Origin of the sequence: Halomonas sp. IOP_14 (assembly GCF_021021315.1) — a bacterium.
Classification (GTDB): Bacteria; Pseudomonadota; Gammaproteobacteria; order Pseudomonadales; family Halomonadaceae; genus Vreelandella; species Vreelandella titanicae.
In genome coordinates this window covers 1-2,361 of record NZ_JAINWD010000100.1, presented here as the reverse complement: position 1 = coordinate 2,361, position 2,361 = coordinate 1, and the positions used below count along the sequence as shown (strand labels likewise).

3 protein-coding genes are annotated in these 2,361 nt (G+C 54.5%); all 3 read right to left on the bottom strand.

The genetic code is table 11. The annotated features are described in order from the left end of the window. Window positions 1-113: 113 nt before the first annotated feature. The gene (locus tag K7H09_RS24260; protein WP_027956904.1) at window positions 114-449 is read right to left on the bottom strand and encodes an immunity protein YezG family protein; all 336 of its coding nucleotides are present in this window, start codon (window positions 447-449) and stop codon (window positions 114-116) included. 16 nt (window positions 450-465) lie between these two features. After that, entirely contained in the window at window positions 466-2,169 is a 1,704-nt protein-coding gene (locus K7H09_RS24255) for a DNA/RNA non-specific endonuclease (protein ID WP_230806365.1), read from the bottom strand. Continuing rightward, window positions 2,159-2,361, bottom strand: a 203-nt coding sequence (locus K7H09_RS24250) for a hypothetical protein (RefSeq protein ID WP_230806363.1), incomplete at its 5' end; no start/stop codon positions are given. The genes K7H09_RS24255 and K7H09_RS24250, both read right to left, overlap by 11 nt.

Genomic DNA, 2,361 nt, shown 5'->3' with positions numbered 1-2,361 from the left:
CGCCAGCCACCGAGCAGTTGCCAGCGGAACTAGACGATCATATCTACCTGTGAGCTAGCTGACACAGAATTCTGAACACTACCGCTGGCACAGAATATTAAGAGCTCTCTTTGTCATTCCTTCAAAGTAGCCAATCTAGGCGGTTCATCATATGAGAACTTAAATTTGAATTGTCCATCATTCTGAATTTCAAGATCGCAAATCGTCCAGGCACGATTTTCCTTATCGTTCTGGGCCATAACCTCACGAAGCTTTTTAAAAGAATTTCGAGCCACTATATCTAATCGAAGCTCATCGGCACTTCCGTCATACCAAACATCAGCCTCTGGGCTTACCACTATTTCTCCTTCAACATCATCAATTTCAATATTTACAGTTATCTTCTCCCATCCTGGCCCAACTAAGCCTGCCACCTCTTGAACAACATTTTTCTGAAATTCTATAGACATTTACTTACTCCTTTCTTTATCCACCTTGTTTATTTTCAAATACAAACGTTTTCCAGCGCTCTCCATCAACACGGTATGAAGCTTCAAACTCATCAGGCCTATTTGTACTATTATTGGGGTTATACTGAGGCGAAATCCTGACTTCCACATTCTTCCCAACATTCACTGGATCTTGGGCAGCTCGCTTCATAGAGCGCTCAAATTTCCCATATTGGCCCTGGTTCAAATTCGGCGGACCATTGGGATTTACTCGTGCCCCATTACCCGGCACCACATTCAATCTATTTGTAGGCCCACCGAACTGATCACCAATAAGGTGAAAGCCTACATCTCCTGGCTGTCCTTCCTTTCCAATAACACTAGTGCTAATGCCGTCCGTGCCTGCTCGGCCATCCAGCGCATCCAACCGGACTGTTCCGGAAGCTTCCGTGACTCGGCCCAGATTATCAGTTTCCCAAGCATACGTACCATATTCATAACGCGCATTTGGTAGAGGATTGTTAGCCGCCCGATTGAAATCCGTAACATTATCAAACCGGTGAACAATCTTCCCTCCTTGCTTTGCGCTAATCTGCACCCCTTCGTTGTCTCCTGGCGTCCCACTGCGATTGGCACTTCCCGCCGCATCTCCTGTCCTATCAGTATTCCGGGCAATGTCCACGACGTCATCCGCCTTACGTAAAAGCCCTACCCCCGGAATAACCGAGGCAGCCGTCAGCAGGGTCATGCCCGACGCGGCGAGTAATCTACCTTCGCCCCACAATGCCATTGTGTCTTGTATATCCACAACGATGCCATACGGTGTAGCGGCTTCGGCCACAAACACCCCCGCTGCTCGGATGTTGCGACCACTTTCTGAGGTATAACGCACTTGGCGCTCGGCTTCTTGCTGCATATCGGCGGCACGATTAGCAGCCTCGTCGACCTCAAAACTACTCTCGATATAGTCGTTACCGCTGATGCGCCCTTCCCTTAGCGCATCCATAAGGGCGTCTTGTTGAGCTCGGGTCTCGCTGGCTAATTGCTGAACCTCCGCATAGAGCGCTTCAGCCTCGGCAGCGGTTTTGCCGTTGGGGTTATCGTGCAGGGCGTCGCGTAGCTCGCCCACGCGTTCTAGGTTGGCTTCGCCTTGTTGCTGAAACAGTTCAGCCTCGCTGAGCGCCTCGCTGCTCTCTTCGGCCTGGCTGTTGACGCTCTCGGTGTTGGTGTGGACATAGCCCTTGGCGCCGCCTACCCCGGCGGCGTTGCAGTTGATCGTGCATTCGCTGCCGTCGCGAACGACAGGCAGGCCGTTGGCTTTGACGTTGTCGTGCCCGGTCATGAACAGCACGTGGCCGCTGCCCTGGGAGGTGCCAGAGCCCACCCCCGATCCGGCGTTGCCCTCGGTGCCTTGGCATAAATCGCCGACCCGGTAGGTGCGCTGCCCGGCGGTGATCACGTTAGGCGAGTAGTTCACCGGGTTGCCAAGCGGTCCCGAGGAGTCAAAACCCACGATCTTGTCACCCACCTGACAAAAATCAGGAAAGCTGGTCAACGCTCTCCATCGGGCCTCCGCATTACCGGCGTGACGGGCTTGGCCGCTAAGGGTTTCGCCTTGGGGTGACTCTCCCTGGGTATCGCGCGGTGTGCTGCTGTCAGCACCGGGTGGGCCGTCGCCCTCTTCGCACAGTCCGTCAGGTGTCACACACATGGGGGCTAGCTCGTGCGCGTTATCCGACATGGCGCGCTCCTCCGGTGGATGAGGTCGCTGCCAGCCGTGTGCGCCGGATGCGTACCTGCTTGAGTGGGTCATCGAGCGGGAACAGTGCCCGCCAGGTGAGGGTGACGTCTTCACGATCCAGGTCGATACCCACCGTGTCCAGCGCCAACAGGGTATTGCCCCGCTGGCCACTGGCGTGTTCGGTGAGAGCCT

Coding starts and splice junctions, on each gene's coding strand:
- K7H09_RS24260 (WP_027956904.1), bottom strand. CDS start 449: ATGTCTATAGAATTTCAGAAAAATGTTGTTCAAGAGGTGGCAGGCTTA.
- K7H09_RS24255 (WP_230806365.1), bottom strand. CDS start 2,169: ATGTCGGATAACGCGCACGAGCTAGCCCCCATGTGTGTGACACCTGAC.